General features: G+C 68.2%; 18 protein-coding genes. 7 read left to right on the top strand and 11 right to left on the bottom strand.

All coding sequences use genetic code 11. The features are described 5' to 3' along the window. Nucleotides 1-20: 20 nt before the first annotated feature. Nucleotides 21-293 (bottom strand): hypothetical protein, encoded by a 273-nt coding sequence (locus J0J10_RS22390; protein ID WP_291649361.1) that lies wholly within the window; start codon nt 291-293, stop codon nt 21-23. 256 nt (nt 294-549) lie between these two features. Here J0J10_RS22390 and J0J10_RS22385 point away from each other — a divergent pair, with 256 nt between their 5' ends. Then, nucleotides 550-1,296 (top strand): transporter substrate-binding domain-containing protein, encoded by a 747-nt coding sequence (locus J0J10_RS22385; RefSeq protein WP_291649359.1) that lies wholly within the window; start codon nt 550-552, stop codon nt 1,294-1,296. 3 nt (nt 1,297-1,299) lie between these two features. Here J0J10_RS22385 and J0J10_RS22380 read toward each other — a convergent pair whose 3' ends face one another. The 6 genes from J0J10_RS22380 to J0J10_RS22355 all read right to left on the bottom strand — a co-directional run bounded on the left by J0J10_RS22380 (nt 1,300) and on the right by J0J10_RS22355 (nt 6,243). Next, the gene (locus J0J10_RS22380) at nt 1,300-2,244 is read right to left on the bottom strand and encodes a threonine ammonia-lyase (protein WP_291649357.1); all 945 of its coding nucleotides are present in this window, start codon (nt 2,242-2,244) and stop codon (nt 1,300-1,302) included. Continuing rightward, entirely contained in the window at nt 2,241-3,281 is a 1,041-nt protein-coding gene (locus J0J10_RS22375) for a succinylglutamate desuccinylase/aspartoacylase family protein (protein ID WP_291649355.1), read from the bottom strand. Before J0J10_RS22375 ends, J0J10_RS22380 begins: the two co-directional genes overlap by 4 nt. A 111-nt stretch (nt 3,282-3,392) precedes the next feature. Continuing rightward, nucleotides 3,393-4,175, bottom strand: a complete 783-nt coding sequence (locus J0J10_RS22370; RefSeq protein WP_291649352.1) for a transporter substrate-binding domain-containing protein — start codon at nt 4,173-4,175, stop codon at nt 3,393-3,395. Nucleotides 4,176-4,215: 40 nt separating this feature from the next. Beyond that, nucleotides 4,216-4,947: an amino acid ABC transporter ATP-binding protein gene (locus J0J10_RS22365; protein WP_291649351.1), complete on the bottom strand. Its 732-nt coding sequence runs from the start codon at nt 4,945-4,947 to the stop codon at nt 4,216-4,218. Next, entirely contained in the window at nt 4,934-5,584 is a 651-nt protein-coding gene (locus J0J10_RS22360) for an amino acid ABC transporter permease (RefSeq protein WP_291649350.1), read from the bottom strand. The genes J0J10_RS22365 and J0J10_RS22360 overlap by 14 nt, the downstream gene beginning before the upstream one ends. Continuing rightward, nucleotides 5,581-6,243, bottom strand: coding sequence for an amino acid ABC transporter permease (locus J0J10_RS22355; protein WP_291649348.1), 663 nt, complete (start codon nt 6,241-6,243; stop codon nt 5,581-5,583). The genes J0J10_RS22360 and J0J10_RS22355 overlap by 4 nt, the downstream gene beginning before the upstream one ends. A 162-nt stretch (nt 6,244-6,405) precedes the next feature. Here J0J10_RS22355 and J0J10_RS22350 point away from each other — a divergent pair, with 162 nt between their 5' ends. The 3 genes from J0J10_RS22350 to J0J10_RS22340 all read left to right on the top strand — a co-directional run bounded on the left by J0J10_RS22350 (nt 6,406) and on the right by J0J10_RS22340 (nt 7,970). After that, the gene (locus tag J0J10_RS22350) at nt 6,406-7,191 is read left to right on the top strand and encodes an IclR family transcriptional regulator (protein WP_291641770.1); all 786 of its coding nucleotides are present in this window, start codon (nt 6,406-6,408) and stop codon (nt 7,189-7,191) included. A gap of 122 nt (nt 7,192-7,313) precedes the next feature. Beyond that, the gene (locus tag J0J10_RS22345) at nt 7,314-7,523 is read left to right on the top strand and encodes a hypothetical protein (protein WP_291641772.1); all 210 of its coding nucleotides are present in this window, start codon (nt 7,314-7,316) and stop codon (nt 7,521-7,523) included. Between the two features lie 120 nt (nt 7,524-7,643). Further along, complete coding sequence (locus J0J10_RS22340; protein WP_291641774.1) at nt 7,644-7,970, top strand: polyhydroxyalkanoic acid system family protein; 327 nt, start codon at nt 7,644-7,646, stop codon at nt 7,968-7,970. Between the two features lie 9 nt (nt 7,971-7,979). Here the strand turns inward: J0J10_RS22340 and J0J10_RS22335 are convergent, their stop codons facing one another. Genes J0J10_RS22335 through J0J10_RS22325 form a run of 3 tightly spaced genes read right to left on the bottom strand, consistent with a single transcriptional unit; the run spans nt 7,980 to nt 10,944 of the window. After that, nucleotides 7,980-8,915 carry a site-specific tyrosine recombinase XerD gene (locus J0J10_RS22335; protein ID WP_291649346.1) on the bottom strand — a complete coding sequence of 312 codons (936 nt, stop codon included), beginning with the start codon at nt 8,913-8,915 and terminating at the stop codon, nt 7,980-7,982. A 10-nt stretch (nt 8,916-8,925) separates the two neighbouring features. Then, nucleotides 8,926-9,069, bottom strand: a complete 144-nt coding sequence (locus tag J0J10_RS22330) for a histidine kinase (RefSeq protein WP_291641778.1) — start codon at nt 9,067-9,069, stop codon at nt 8,926-8,928. A 30-nt stretch (nt 9,070-9,099) separates the two neighbouring features. Then, nucleotides 9,100-10,944: an aminodeoxychorismate synthase component I gene (locus J0J10_RS22325; RefSeq protein WP_291649344.1), complete on the bottom strand. Its 1,845-nt coding sequence runs from the start codon at nt 10,942-10,944 to the stop codon at nt 9,100-9,102. A 145-nt stretch (nt 10,945-11,089) separates the two neighbouring features. On the opposite strand from J0J10_RS22325, the gene J0J10_RS22320 reads away from it, so the two are divergent. Genes J0J10_RS22320 through J0J10_RS22310 form a run of 3 tightly spaced genes read left to right on the top strand, consistent with a single transcriptional unit; the run spans nt 11,090 to nt 14,131 of the window. Next, nucleotides 11,090-11,671 (top strand): shikimate kinase, encoded by a 582-nt coding sequence (locus tag J0J10_RS22320; protein WP_291649342.1) that lies wholly within the window; start codon nt 11,090-11,092, stop codon nt 11,669-11,671. Next, nucleotides 11,668-12,813 (top strand): 3-dehydroquinate synthase, encoded by a 1,146-nt coding sequence (aroB, locus tag J0J10_RS22315; protein ID WP_291649340.1) that lies wholly within the window; start codon nt 11,668-11,670, stop codon nt 12,811-12,813. Before J0J10_RS22320 ends, aroB begins: the two co-directional genes overlap by 4 nt. A 10-nt stretch (nt 12,814-12,823) precedes the next feature. Continuing rightward, nucleotides 12,824-14,131: an HlyC/CorC family transporter gene (locus tag J0J10_RS22310; protein WP_291640782.1), complete on the top strand. Its 1,308-nt coding sequence runs from the start codon at nt 12,824-12,826 to the stop codon at nt 14,129-14,131. 6 nt (nt 14,132-14,137) lie between these two features. Here the strand turns inward: J0J10_RS22310 and J0J10_RS22305 are convergent, their stop codons facing one another. Then, on the bottom strand, nt 14,138-14,467 hold the full coding sequence (locus J0J10_RS22305) for a DUF1330 domain-containing protein (protein WP_291649338.1): 330 nt from the start codon (nt 14,465-14,467) through the stop codon (nt 14,138-14,140). Nucleotides 14,468-14,481 lie beyond the last annotated feature (14 nt).

Genomic DNA, 14,481 nt, shown 5'->3' with positions numbered 1-14,481 from the left:
GCCAGGAACGGGCGCCGGGGTCAGCCCTTGCGCCCGGACTTGTCCTTGCCGGCTTTCTCGACCGCCGGCTTGCCGGAGCGCACGATCGACGTGATTGCCAGGCTCGGCTTGCCGGATTTCTCCGCGATCACGCGGTCCTGTTCGATGACCGCCTCACGCGCCGGCTCATCGCCGTCGAGCCCGCCGAGGAGATGGCTCGGCACGCGCCGGTTCGAGGTGCGCGAGCCATCTTCGTAGAACACGTCGAACATGACGAATTCAGCATCGAGCGGCTTCGATTTCTTGCGGGACATACCAAATCCTGTTCGTCGGTTGGACGCTCGGCAGTCTCGACGCGCCGGGACTTCCTTGACGCGCCGGAACTCCCTTGACGCGCACGGGCGCGGATCCGCGACTGCGGGCGGTCAGCAGGGCAAGCGAGCGATCACCCAGCGAGGTAGAGGCCATTGACCCACAAGGCAAGTCCTGAAGGCATGACGCAGCGCCTGCTTGCCCATGCCGCGGCGCTAGGCGCATAACTGCCCGGCTCGCAGTCGCAGGAAGAATGCCATGGAATTTCGGCCCGATATCGGCACGCTTTCGCCGACGCTGCGCGAGCATCTGGTACCCGGCAACCTGCTGCGCGCCGGCATCAACCTCTCGAACTTCCTGCTGGTTTCGAGCCGGTCCCCGGAAGGCGAGCCGCAAGGCGTCTCGCCCGATCTGGCGCGCGCACTGGCCGAACATCTTGGGTCCGGCCTGCGCCATGTCCCCTATGACAATCCCGGCCTGCTCGCCGATGCGGCGCTCCGCGACGAATGGGATGTCGGGCTGATCGGCGCCGAACCGCAGCGGGCCGAGACGATCAGCTTCACACCGGCCTATGCCGAGATCGAGGCGACCTATCTCGTCCGGGACGCCTCGCCGCTGCGCCAAATCTCAGATGTCGACGCCGATGGCGTGCGCATCGCCGTGACCGGCCGCGCCGCCTACGGGCTCTGGCTCGACCGCCATATCCGCAAGGCGACGCTGATCCGCTCCGGCACGCTCGACGAGGCGGCCGTCGACTTCGTCGCTCAAAAGCTCGAAGCTTTGGCCGGCCTGCGGCCGCGCCTGATCTCCGACCGTGCCGCAATCCCCGGCACACGCCTGCTCGACGGCCATTTCATGACCGTGCAGCAGGCGATCGGCGTGCCCCGGCCGAAGGCCGAGGCGATGGACTACCTCACCCGCTTCGTCGAAGCGGCGAAAGCCTCGGGCTTCATCGCCGCGCTGATCCGCAAGCACGGCGTCGATGGGCTCAGCGTCGCGCCCTGAGGCTCAGGCGCCGGTGCCGTCCGTTCCGGCGCCGCAGACCAAAGCGCAGACCTTGCTTCCGGGCTCCGGAACGAAGCGCTTCGATTGCAGCGCCGCGGCCGCAGCCGCCCCGGACAGGTCGGCTGCGATGCCGAACTCGAACCAGAGCGAGCGGGCCGCCTGCTCCATCTCCTCGTCGCTGACCAGCACGACTTCGTCGACATTGCGGGCGGCCGCCTCGTAGATCGCCTGGTCGGTCTGGCGGCAGGACATGGTGGCGACGCGGGTTTCGAGCTTGTCGAGCGTCACCAGCTTGCCCGCGGCGAGGCAGGCATGCAGGGTCGGCGAGCCGTAGGGCTCGATGCCGATGATGCGGGTCTTCGGCCGGAGCGCCTTCACCGCGGTCGAAAGGCCCGTAATCAGGCCGCCGCCACCGATGGCGACGAGGATGACGTCGACCTCCGGCATCTCGTCGAGGATATCGAGGCCGAGCGTGCCCTGGCCTGCGACCACGACCGGGTCGCTGAAGGGGTGGGCATAGGTCGCGCCGGTCTTCTGGGCATGGGCGAGCGCCGCAGCATTGGCGTCGTCCCAGACCGCGCCGACGATCTCGACATCGGCGCCCCATTTCCTGAGCTTGGCGACCTTGTCGGCGACGACATTGGACGGCAGGAAGATCTTGGCCTTGGCGCCGAGCACATGGGCCGAGCGGGCGATGGCGAGGCCGTGATTGCCACCGGAGGCGGTGACGACGCCGGCCTTGAGCTGCTCGGGCGAGAGCGTCAGCAGGCGGTTCATCGCGCCGCGCCCCTTGAACGAGCCCGCCGCCTGCAGCAATTCGAGTTTCAGCGTGACCCCGCCGCCGAAATCCTCGCCCGTGCTGGTCTGCGCATAGGGCAGCAGCGGCGTCTTGCGGATATGCGGCGCGATGCGCCAGCGCGCATCCTGGATGTCTTCGAGGCTGATCACGACAGCGTCCCCCGGTAAGGCGCCGCGACGATCAGGCAGCAATTGCCCGGCTTGACCCGGCCCGGCTGACGCCGGCCATAGAGGATGCCATCGGCGGCATAGTGCAAGGTTTCGGGCGGGCGCGTCGGATCCCAGGTGCAGTGGATCCGCCCGGCCGGCTGGCCGGCGCTGACCTTCTCGCCATTGGCGTGGAAGGGCTCGAAGACGCCGTCGGCGGTGGCGTAGACATAGGCGGCCGTGCCCGGCAGTTCGAGCACCTGGCCGTCGCCGCGCCGCGGTTCGCGCTTTTCGAGCGCGACGATGCCGAGATGGTCAAGGACGTTGGCGACGCCGCGCCGGCAGACCTTCAGCGCCTCGAGCGAGACCGTGCCGGCCCCGGCCATTTCGGTGCCGACCGTGACGAGCCCGTTGCGGCAGGCGGCGGCGGTGGCGGTACGCGGCTCGCCGAGATTGGAGATCACCACCGTCATCGGCGCATCGAAGGCCTGCACCGCCGCGACATTGCGCTTGTGCAGGGCCGGATCATCGGTCGGCTCGACGATCGCGCTCGGGATGATGTCGAGCGAGGAGCCGCCGGAATGAAGGTCGAGGAAGGCGTCGCCGAGCGGCATGATATGGTCGTTGACGAAGGCCGAGATCTGCTGGGTGATGGTGCCGCGCGGATCGCCCGGGAAAGTGCGGTTGAAGTTCAGCCCGTCGACCGGCGAAGTGCGCTGGCCGGCGATCACGGCATGGACGTTGTTCGCCGGCATCAGGATCAGCCGCCCCTGCACGCGGCCGGGATCGAGATCGCGGATCAGCTCGCAGATCGCGATCGGCCCCTCATATTCGTCGCCGTGATTGCCGCCTTCGAGGATCGCGGTCGGTCCCTCGCCGTTCTTGATCACCGCGACCGGGATGCGCGTCGCGCCCCAGGCGTCGTCATGCGGCGAATGCGGGATCATCAGGAAGCCGACCTGCTTGCCGTTCTTCTCGGGATCGACGGTGAGGAAGGCTGAGGACGGGCGCGGGGCGGTCTTCTGGCGGGAACTGGTCATGGCGGGGCTCGCGGACGCGAAGGGGCGATCAGGGCCGGCCGGGCCCCGTGCTATCGCCGGAAAAGAAAGGAGGCCAGGCACGAAGTGCCTGGCCGGAAGAAAGCTGGCTGCTCAGAGGGTCGGCAGCGGATCCATCGGCATGTCGAGATACTTCTTGTGCAGCCGGTCGAGCTCGCCGTTCAGGCTGTTGAAGAAGATGAAGCCGTCGAGCCAGCGCACCAGATTGTGCTGGTCCATCTGCACGCCCATATGGGCCGGGCTGCGGCGGATGGTGAACTTGCGCTCGAATTCCTTGTTCGGGTTCTGCTTGGCGAGCGCCTGGGCGACGATCGAGTTGGTCGCGAGCAGATCGGCCTGGCCGGTGATGTAGGCGGCGGCGGCGGTCGCATCGTCCTCGGTGCGCATCACATTGGCCTTGGGCGCCGATTCGGTGATCGCGAGTTCCTGGGTCGTGCCCTTGGCAGCGGCGACGCGGACCGAGCCGAGGGTCGCTGCGCTGTTCACGGTCGAGGATTTCGGGCCGTAGACCGCGAGGAAGGTGTTGGCATAAGGCGCCGTGAACTGGATCTGGCGGGCGCGCTCGGGCGACAGGCCCATCACCGAGATGACGATGTCGACCTTGTCGGTGAGCAGGAACGGAATGCGGTTGGCGCCGGTGATCTGCTGCATTTCGAGCTTCACGCCGAGGCCCTTGGCGACCATCTCGGCGAGCTCGATGTCGAAGCCGATCGGCTTGCGGTTGGCGTCCTGCGAGCCGAAGGGCGGCGCATCGAGCGGCACGCCGATGCGAACCACGCCCTTGGACAGGATGTCCTGGAGCTTGTCGGCGCGGGCTTCCGCGGCACCGAAGGCGGCGATGGCCATGGCCGCCAGACCTGCAAACAGCTTACGCATGTGTTTTCTCCCCTCGTGGACCGGAACTGGTTTCTTGGCCTCAGTGCAGCACGGCGCTGAGGAAGGTCTTGAGCTCGGGCGTCTGCGGCTCGGCGAGCACCGCCGCGGCCTGGCCTTCTTCGTGGATCCGGCCCTCGTGCATGAACACGACACGCGAGCCGAACCGGCGGGCGAACCCCATCTCGTGGGTGACGAGGATCATGGTCATCCCCTCCTGCGCCACGGATTCCAGCACCTTCAGCACCTCGCCGGTCAGTTCCGGGTCCAGCGCCGAGGTGACCTCGTCGAACAGCATCAGCTTGGGCTGCATGGCGAGCGAGCGGGCGATGGCGACGCGTTGCTGCTGGCCGCCGGATAGCTGCGAGGGAAAGGCGTCAAGCTTGCCTTCGAGGCCGACGCGGCGCAGCACATCGGCGGCGACCTCGCGGGCCGCTTCCGGGGCCTGCTTCTTCACCACCCGCGGCGCGAGCGTGATGTTGTCGCAGACCGAGAGATGCGGGAACAGGTTGAAGCTCTGGAAGACGATGCCGACCTGCTGGCGCAGCTTGCGCAGATCGGTGGCGGGATCGTTGACCTGAACGCCATCGACGCGGATCGTGCCGGCCTGGATTTCCTCCAGCCCGTTGACACAGCGCAGCAAGGTGCTCTTGCCCGAGCCGGAGCGGCCGATCACGGCGACGACCTCGCCCTTGGCGACGTCGAGCGAAACGTTCTTCAGCACCTGATTGGAGCCGTAGCTCTTGCTGATTTCCCGGATTTCAACGAGCGACATCGAGCTTCCGCTCGAGCGAGCGGCTCCATTGGGTCAGAGGGAAACACATCAGGAAGTAAATGCAGGCGACGGTGATGTAGACCGCGAAGGGCTTGTAGGTGCCCGCCGCCGTCAGCTGGCCCTCACGGGTCAACTCGACCAGCCCGATCACCGCCGCGAGCGAGGTGTTCTTGATCAGTTGGACCAGGAAGCCCACAGTCGGCGGGATCGCGACCCGTACCGACTGCGGGATGATGACGTAGCGCAGCTGCTCGGCGAGCGAGAGCCCGAGCGAGGCACCGGCCTCCCATTGCGTCCTGGCGATCGAGACCAGGGCGCCGCGCCAGATCTCGCCGAGGAAGGCGCTGCCATAGACCGAGAAGGCGACGGCCGCCGCGAGCCAGGGATTGACCGAGATGCCGATCAGCGGCAGCCCGAAGAAGATCAGGAACAGCCAGACCAGCAGCGGCGTGCCCTGGACGATGTGGATGTAGCCGGCAGCCAGCCAACGCACCGGCGCGAAGGGCAGGATGCGCGCGATCGCGATCGCCAGACCGATGACGGATGCGCCGGCGAAGGCCGTGACGGTCAGCAGCAGCGTCCAGCGCGCCGCGCCGACGAGGTACATCACGTCGATGAAGCCGAATTCTCTGATCATCGCTGCACGAAAGCCAGGCGGTAGATCACCGCGAAGAGGCCCCGGAAGGCGAAGGCGAGCGAAAGATAGAGCACGCCGATGACGGTATAGACCTCGAAGTCGCGGAAGGTGCGCGACTGAACGATCGAGGCGGCATGGAACAGATCCTCGACCGAGATCTGCGAGACCACGCTGGTCGCCAGCATCATCAGCACGAACTGGCTGGCGAGCGCCGGGAACATCGCCTTCAGCGCCGGGAAGACCACGATATAGCGGAAGACCTGCAGACCCGAGAGCCCGAGCGAATGCCCGGCCTCGATCTGCGCCTTCGGCACCGCTTCGAGGCCGGCGCGCACGATCTCGGTGGTGTAGGCGCCGAGATTGATCACCAGCGCGATCATCGCCGCGGTCAGCCCGTCGAGCCGCAGGCCGAGGCTGGGCAGACCGAAGAAGATCAGGAAGAGCTGGACCAGGAGCGGGGTGTTGCGGATCACCTCGACATAGGCGCCGACGAGGCGGCGCAGCCAGCCCGGGCCGTAGACGCGCGCCGCGGCGCAGAGGACGCCGATCGCCAGACCGCCGACCATCGCGACGCCGGACAAAAGCAGGGTGATCCAGACGCCATCGAGAATCGACTCCCAGGCGGCGAAGACGTCGCGGAACTGGAGACCGTACTTCATCGCGTCAGGCCCACCAGGCCCGCGGACCGGCGGTCCGGTGCCCGACGACTGCCCACGCTTGCTGCGGCAATGGCGTCATGTCTCCCCCTCTTTACGGGGAGGCTGATTGACTTCTTATTTGATGTCAAGCTTCATATATGAAACCAGATTGGTGTGGGCATCATGAGCGACCCCGTCGAAGCCGAGACCGACGACAAGGCCAGCTACGCGGCGCCGGCCCTGGAGAAAGGGCTCGATATCCTCGAACTCCTGGCCGAGGTCGGCGAACCGCTCTCGACCCGCACGATCGCGGAGCAGTTGCGGCGCTCGAAGAGCGAGATCTTCCGCATGGTCTTCGTGCTGCAGCAGCGCGGCTATCTCGAACGTGAGGCCGGGACCGATCGGCTCGGTCTGTCGCGTCGCCTGTTCGATCTCGGCATCCGGACGCCGGGCGGCAAGCAGCTGACCGCGGCCGTGCTGCCGCTGATGGAGCGTTTCAGCGAGGAAAGTGGCCAGGCGGCCCATCTCGTCGTCCTCAGCCGGGCGCAGACCGTGGTGCTGGCGACCACGGCGGGCCATCTCGACGCCAGCGTGATCGTCCGGCCCGGCTATGGACGCCCGGCGCTGGAGGCCAATTCCGGCCTGCTCATCCTCGCCTTCCAGTCGGAAGCACGGCGGCGCGCGCTGATGCGCGAGGCCGAGCCGGAGTTCCGCAAGCGGCTCGACCAGCCCGAAACCGAGGCGATCTTCGCGGAGATCCGCGAGCAAGGCCATCGCATCGCGCCGAGCCGCGACATCCTCGCCGTCACGGACATCGCCTGCCCGGTGGTCGGCCTCTCCGGCTATGCCGAGGCCGCGATCCTCGTGCCTTGCCTGAAGCGCCACGGCGTCGCCACCGATGAAGAGGCGATCCTGCTCACGCTGAAAGCCTGCGCCGCCGAAGCCGGCTTGCGCCTGCCTCTCGGCTGAGCGCCGAAACCGAGAAAATCCTCGGCTTTTGCCGCAGGGATACCCTGCCCTTGCCACATGCTTTCCAAGATTGGTCGCGATTTTCCCTCTGACCGCAACAAACGGCACGGAGGAGGACCGCAATGGCCGAAACCGCGACGAACACGCAAGCGCCCGTGATGACCGATCCCGAATGGATCGCGCTGGAGAGCATCAGCGAGGAAACCCGGCGCTTCATCTTCGGCGAAGCGATGCTGCGCCTGCTTCAGGGACGGGGCCTCGCCGAGCCCGGCGACGAGCGCTGGAACGTGACCCAGGAAGGCCAGCAGGCCCTCCAGGCCCGCAGCAACTGATCAGGCGCCCCCCCTCGTCGTCGTCCTCGACTGGCCGGAACCACCCGGCCGGTTGCAACGGCCTGAGACGATGCGCATCTCTGCGGCTGCGACAGCCAAACGCATGAGCCGGAGCCGCCGATGAAACGCCCCGTCACCATCACCGTTTCCCATACGCTCGGGCGAGAAGCCGCCCGGGCGCGCCTACAGGGCGGCGTCGACAAGGTCCGCGACAAGCTCGGCACGCTGCACATGCAGCTCACGCAGGAGGACTGGCAGGGCGACACGCTGCATTTCGGCGTCGCCGCCCTCGGCCAGACCGTGAACGGCAAACTCGACATCGAGGACAGCCTCGTCCGGGTCGAGGTGATGCTGCCCTGGATGCTCGCCGTCTTCGCCGAGAAGCTGCGCCTCGGCGTCGAGAAACAGGGCCAAATCCTGCTGGAGCACCAGCCGACCAAGGCCTGAGCGCCTGCTCTACCCCTTGCCATCCATCAGCGGGTGCAGGTCGCGCACCAGGCTCTTCAGCCGCTCGTCGAGGATGTGCGTGTAGATTTGCGTCGTCGCGATGTCGGCATGCCCCAGCAATTCCTGGACGACGCGCAGATCCGCGCCGTTCTGCAGGAGATGGCTGGCGAAGGCGTGTCGCAATACATGCGGGCTGACCTTGGCCGGCGACAGCCCCGCCTCCGCGGCGAGCGTCTTGAGATCGCGCCCGAAGGCCTGCCGGGTCAGATGCCCGCTCTCGCCATCCGACGGAAAGAGCCAGCGCCCGCCGGCATCGCCCTGCTGGCGCAGGAAGGCGAGATGCGCGGCGGCCGCCAGCCGTGCCGCCTCGTTGAGCGGCACCAGCCGGTCCTTGTCGCCCTTGCCGCGCACCACCAGGAAGCGCTCGCGCGTCGTCGCGGCCGAGAGCGGCAGCGCGATCAACTCGGAAACGCGCATGCCGGTGGCGTAGAGCATCTCGATCAGGCAGCGCATCCGCCGGCTGCGCGCCTGCGCCGCCGGCGACTGGCCTTCGCGCTCCGCCGCCTGCTGCGCGGTCGCGATCAGCCGGTCGACCTCGGCCACCGAAAGCACCTTGGGCAAGGGCCGCCCGAGCCGCGGCCCCTCGATCGCCGCGGTCGGGTCGCTGCCGACCAGCCCCTCGGTGTAGAGGAAACGATGGAACTGCCGCACCGCCGACAGCCGCCGCGCCGCGGAAGAAGCCTTGAGCCCGCGCTCCGAAAGCTCGGCCAGGAAGGCCCGGATATCGGCTGCCGCGACGCCGGCCGGGCCACCATGCCCGGCGGAAAATTCGAGATAGTCGTCGAGGTCGCGCTGATAGGCCTCGATCGTGTTCTTCGCCGCGCCGCGCTCGGCTGCGAGCATGTCGAGGAAGGCGTTAACCCAGGCGCGCGCCTGCTGGGTCATCTTCGGCGACTCATTTCTGCAGCTTCGAGGGCGGGACGACCTCGACCATCTCGCGCGGCTCCGGCTTGACGAAGGTGACGAGCGCGACCATGCCGCCGAACACCAGGCCACCGATCACGGCGAGGAAAGTCAGGAACTTGAACAGCGTCGGCACGGCCGGCGATTTCCTTGTTAACCTTATCGGTTATTCCCGATCCGCCACCGCCGATGCAAGCCTTGGATGGTCGAGGAGCAGGCGCGCTCGTCGCAGGCCGCGCAGGCTGCTGCCGACGAACCAGCACGCCTCGCCCCGCAAATCCTCGACCCGCAGGGCGGCCTCCCGTGCCTGGCCCGCCTCCAGCAGCTCGCGGCGTAGCACACCTTGTAGCAGGCCATGCGCGAGGGGCGGCGTCAGCAGCACGCCGTCGCGCTCGAGAAAGACGTTCGCCCGGCTGGCCTCGGTGACGAAGCCCTCGCGGTTGAGCAGGAGCGCATCGTCGCAGCCTTGCGCCTCGGCAGCGGCGAAGCAGCGCTCATAGCGCCCCCGGCGCGTCGTCTTGTGCCGCGCGAACGGATCGGCGGCATCGCTCCGCTCGGCCGCGATGCCGATCGTCAGCGTCCGCTCCGTCTCCTTCGGCAGCGGCGCATGCCGGATCGAAACGGAACCGTCGCGCCGCAGCTCGAAGCGGACACGCTGTTCGCATCCCTCTCCGAAACCGCCGGCGCATTCGGCCAGCTGCGCCCTCAAGGCCTCGCCGTCGAAGCGGAAACCCAGCTCCGCCGCCGAGCTGGCGAGTCGTCCGAGATGCAGCTCCAGCCGGCGATAACCTGCCCCCCGCGACCAGAGCAGCGTCTCGAACAGCCCGTAATCCTCGGCGAGATCGGTCAGCACTCGGGCCTTCAGCCGGCATTCCGCGAACTCGCTCGCCGGATCGGAATCGACGACGATGCCGCCGCCGACCCCATAGACGCCTCGCCCGTCCGGCAGCAGCGTCGCCGTCCGGATCGCGACGTTGAAGCGTAGATCGCCATTCGGCGTGATCGCGCCGATCGATCCGGTGTAGGCGTCGCGCGGCCAGGCCTCGAGCTCGCGGATGATCTCCATGGCGCGCAGCTTGGGCGCGCCGGTCACCGAGCCGCAGGGGAACATCGCCCGGATCAGCTCGCCCGCCGACAGGCCCGGCCGCAACCGGCTCGTCACCTCCGAGGTCAGGGTGTGCAGCGTCGGATAGGTCTCGACGCTGAAGAGCTTTGGCACGGCGACGGAGCCGATCTCGCTGACCCGGCCGAGATCGTTGCGCAGGAGATCGACGATCATCAGGTTCTCGGCACGCTGCTTCGGATCGGCCCGTAGCGCCGCCATCGCAACGGCATCGCCCGCCGCATCCGTACCGCGTGCGACCGTACCCTTCATCGGTCGCGTCGTCGCCCGCCCGCCTTGCGTCTCGACGAAGAGCTCCGGCGAGACCGAGAGGAGCGTCGCCGCGCCCGTCGCGACGATGCCGCCATGGGCGACCGGCTGGCTGGCGCGCAGCGCCGCATAGAGGGCGAGCGGATCGCCGCCATAGCGGAAGCGGATCGGAAAGGTGAGATTGACCTGATAGGCATCGCCCGCTCGCAGATAGTCGAGCACATGCCTGACGGCGGCGGCGTGCTGCGCCTCATTGAGACCGAGCGCGACGGCGTCCAGCGGCGGTGGCGCGGCGACGCCGGCGAATTGCCGGTCGAGCGCGGCGGCATCCAGCGCCTGCGCCTCGCGGAACAATCCGATCCAGAGCAGCGGCAGGGTCCGACCCTCCGGCAGGAATGGCGCCAGGCGCGGCTCGAAGGCGTAGCCGAGCTCATAGGAGAGAAAGCCCGCCGCATGCAGCCCCGCCGCAAGCCCCGCCTCGATCCGGGCCAGCGCCGCCGCGACCTCGGACAGCCCCTCGGCTTCCACCACCTCAACTGGTTCGGCGTAGAGCAAAGCCGAGCCAGTGCTGCGATCGTCGAGCAACACGAAGGGCGCGCGTAGAGCTGCGATCTCGACCTCTCCTCCCGGCCTCGGCATGCCGCTTTCCTCCTGTCCCTGCATCGGCCGGTAGCAGTCTGACTCGTCGCGGCCGGTCAAGGCGCGGCAGGACCTGCGCGGCGCATCAGGAGGACGTGGCGGCAAAGCATCGCACATGCTAGAGCGGCAAGGAGGAAACGTTGCGATGCTGATGGCCGATACTGTCGAAACGCTTGATGTCGCCGCCCTGCGCTCCGCGCTCGGCCGGCGCTCCGTCGTGCTCGTCGGCATGATGGGGTCGGGCAAGAGCTCGGTCGGCAAGCGGCTCGCCACACGTCTCGGCCTGCCCTTCGTCGATGCCGACACCGAGATCGAGACGGCCGCCGGCATGTCGATCCCCGACATCTTCGCCCAGCGCGGCGAGACCGAATTCCGCGACGGCGAGCGCCGCGTCATCGCGCGCATCCTCGCCACCCGTTCGCCCCTGGTGCTGGCGACCGGCGGCGGCGCCTATATGAATCCCGACACCCGCGCCCGCATCGCCGAATTCGGCATCTCGGTCTGGCTCAAGGCCGATGTCGACGTGCTGATGCGCCGCGTGCGCAAACGTAGCAACCGCCCGCTGCTGCGTACCGCCGACCCGGAGGGGACGATGCGCCGCCTCCTCGCCGAGCGCGAACCGGTCTATTCCCAGGCCGACATCACCGTGATTTCCAGCGATGATCCGCATGAGATCGTCGTCGAAGCCGCGCTCGCCGAGCTCGAGCGTGCAACGAGCAGCCGATGACCAAGCAAGCAGCAGATGCCGCGCGCGCAGAGCGCATTCTCGTTCCCGTTCCGCTCGGCGAGCGCGCCTATGACATCCTGATCGGGCGTCACCAGCTCTGCGAAGCCGCTGGCGTCATCGCCAAGCTCGCTCCGGGTGCCCGCGCCGCCATCGTCACCGACGACAATCTCGCCGCGCTGCACGCGCCGGCGCTGGAAAGCTGCCTGCACCAGGCCGGCATCGCGACGACCCGCCTGACGATCCGGCCCGGCGAGGCCTCGAAATCCTATCCCTGCTTCGTCGAGCTCTGCGACGGGCTGCTGGCCGCCAAGATCGAGCGCAACGATCTCGTCATCGCGCTCGGCGGCGGCGTGGTCGGCGATCTCTCGGGCTTTGCCGCCTCGGTGCTGCGGCGCGGCGTGCGCTTCGTCCAGATTCCGACGAGCCTGCTCGCCCAGGTCGATTCCTCGGTCGGCGGCAAGACCGGCATCAATTCCGGCCATGGCAAGAACCTGATCGGCGCCTTCCACCAGCCGGCTCTGGTGATCTGCGACACCGCTCTGCTCGATACGCTCAGCGAACGCGAATTCAAGGCCGGTTATGCCGAGGTGGTGAAGTACGGGCTGATCGACGACGCCGCCTTCTTCGACTGGTGCGAGGCGAACTGGCGGCGCGTCATCGCCGGCGGGCCGGAGCGCGACCATGCAGTCGCCACCGCCTGCCGCGCCAAGGCGGGAATCGTGGTGCGCGACGAGCGCGAGGATGGCGACCGCGCCTTGCTCAATCTCGGCCACACGTTCGCCCATGCGCTGGAACGGCTGACCGCCTATGATTCCAGCCGCCTCGTCCATGGCGAGGCGGTCGCGATCGGCCTCGCGCTGGCTTTCCGCTTCTCGCAGCGGCTCGGTCTCTGCCCGGGCCAGGATGCCGGGCGCGTCGCGGCACATCTTGGCGCGGTCGGCCTGCCCTCGCGACTGCAGGACGTGCCGGGCGGCGTCGGCAGCGCCGCCGAGATCGTCGAGGCCATGACCCAGGACAAGAAGGTCAAGCGCGGCGCACTGACCTTCATCCTCGCCCACGGCATCGGCAAGAGCTTCATCGCGCCGGGCGTTCCCGCCGACGAGGTGCGCGGCTTCATCGAAAGCGAACTCGCGGGGGCCTGATCGCACGCCAATGGCCGCGCTCGTCCCCATCGATCCCTGGCTGGCGGTCGCGATCGTCGTTCTCGGCCTGTTGCTGACCGGCTTCCTCTCGGCCAGCGAGGCGGCGCTCAACGCGACATCCCGCGCACGACTCACCGCACAGGAGAAGGCCGGCAGCCGGCGCGCCGCGATCGCGCTGCGCGCGCTGTCGAATCGCGAGCGCCTGAGCGGCGTCCTCCTGCTCGCACGCACCTTGGTCAAGACCGCGACGGCGGCCTTCGCCACCTATGCCGCCGCGGTCCTCTATGGCGCATCGGGCGCGCTCTGCGCCGCAGCGGCCGTCGCGCTGCTCGCCATTCTTTTCGGCGAGCTCGCGCCGCGCATGGTGGCGGTCGCCAAGCCGGACCGCACGGCGCTCTTCTTCGTCCGGCCGGTGGCGCGCCTGCTCACCGTGCTCGGCCCGCCGCTACGCCTGCTGCAATGGCTGGCGCGGCGCTGCATCGGCCTGTTCGGGCTGCGGATCGATTCGCAGCGCCCCGTGCTCGCCACCGACGAGGTGCTGCGCGACCAGGTCGAGCTGATGCGCCAGCAGGGCACGGTCGAGAAGGCCGATGGCGACATGGTCAGCGGCCTGCTCGACCTGAAAGACCTCGAAGTCGCCGACGTGATGATCCACCGCACCAAGATGCGCACGATCAATCTCGATCTCGGCCCCGAGGCGATCGTGCGCGAGGTCCTCGCCTCGCCCTATACGCGCCTGCCGCTCTGGCTCGAAAAGCCGGAGAACATCGTCGGCATCCTGCACGCCAAGGATTTGCTGCGCGCGCTCGACGCCGCGGGTGGCGATGCCGGCAGGCTCGATGTCGGCGAGATCGCGCTTTCGCCCTGGTTCGTGCCGGTGACGACCTCGCTGCCCGAGCAGCTCAAGGCCTTCCTCGCCCGCAAGACGCATTTCGCCCTCGCCGTCGACGAGTATGGCGAGGTCATGGGGCTGGTCACGCTGGAGGACATCCTCGAGGAGATCGTCGGCGATATCCGCGACGAACACGACATCGCCCTGCCCGGCCTGCGCCCGCAGGCGGACGGCTCGGTCATCGTCGATGGCGGGGCGCCGATCCGCGACCTCAACCGCGCCATGGACTGGAACCTGCCGGACGAGGAGGCGACCACTGTCGCCGGGCTCGTCATCCACGAGGCGCGCGCCATTCCCGAAGCCGGCCAGGCCTTCACCTTCCACGGCTTCCGCTTCGAGGTGATGCGCAAGAGCCGCAACCGCGTCACCGCGCTGCGGATCACGCCGACGGGCAACGGCCCGGCCGAGCCGCCTCCCGCGGCCTGAAGCGGATCAGCCGAGCTTCGCCAGGAAATCGGTCGCCCGGTATCCCTCCGGCGCTCCTTCGACGATGAAGGCGGCGCTGCGCGAATTGCGCGTCCGGAGCGGCAGGATCGCCTGATAGCCCGGCGAGGCGTACCAGGCCTGCGCGGCTTCACGGTCCGGAAAGGCGATGACGACGAGATCGCCCTCCCAGGGCCCTTCCAGAATCTCGGGCGTCACGCCATGGATCAGGAAGCGGCCACCGAAGGGCGCGAGGGTCTCGTCGATGCGCAGGATGTAGTCGATGATCTCGGCGTTGCGATCGACGTCGCGCAAATGGGCGATGGCATAGGCGGTCATGGCAAGGTCCCCTT

Source organism: Allobosea sp. (genome assembly GCF_017308075.1).
GTDB lineage: Bacteria > Pseudomonadota > Alphaproteobacteria > Rhizobiales > Beijerinckiaceae > Allobosea.
The sequence above is the reverse complement of the archived record's forward strand: the minus strand, read 5'-3'. Positions and strand labels throughout refer to the sequence as shown.